Source organism: Vibrio frigidus (assembly GCF_042465995.1).
In the GTDB taxonomy this organism is placed as follows: domain Bacteria; phylum Pseudomonadota; class Gammaproteobacteria; order Enterobacterales; family Vibrionaceae; genus Vibrio.
In genome coordinates this window covers 1-404 of sequence record NZ_JBCDMC010000052.1, presented here as the reverse complement: position 1 = coordinate 404, position 404 = coordinate 1, and the positions used below count along the sequence as shown (strand labels likewise).

General features: G+C 48.0%; 1 protein-coding gene. It reads left to right on the top strand.

Annotated features, from left to right (window positions below):
* A partial coding sequence (locus AACW90_RS22975; protein ID WP_390239374.1) for a hypothetical protein occupies positions 1–181 on the top strand: 181 nt, incomplete at its 5' end.
* Between the last annotated feature and the right edge of the window lie 223 nt (positions 182–404).

The following is a 404-nucleotide window of genomic DNA, read 5'->3' as shown; positions in this document are numbered from 1 at the left end:
CGAAAGGACGGGAATGAGTGAGTTAGCCTCATATCCAAGGCTGAAAACGCAAAATGAAGCCACCGTCATTCCCGTGAAAACGGGAATCTTCTACATGTTACCCATGTGCCCGGTCAGATCTGTTACCTATGTGGGCGATCAGTGCCAAACTAACGTCATTCCCATGAAAATGGGGATCTAATACCCCCAAGATTCCCGTTTTCACGGGAATGACGAAAGAATGGGAATGAGTGAAGGACTGTGAAATGGCGAAAGGACGGGAATGAGTGAGTTAGCCTCATATCCAAGGCTGAAAACGCAAAATGAAGCCACCGTCATTCCCGTGAAAACGGGAATCTTCTACATGTTACCCATGTGCCCGGTCAGATCTGTTACCTATGTGGGCGATCAGTGCCAAACTAACG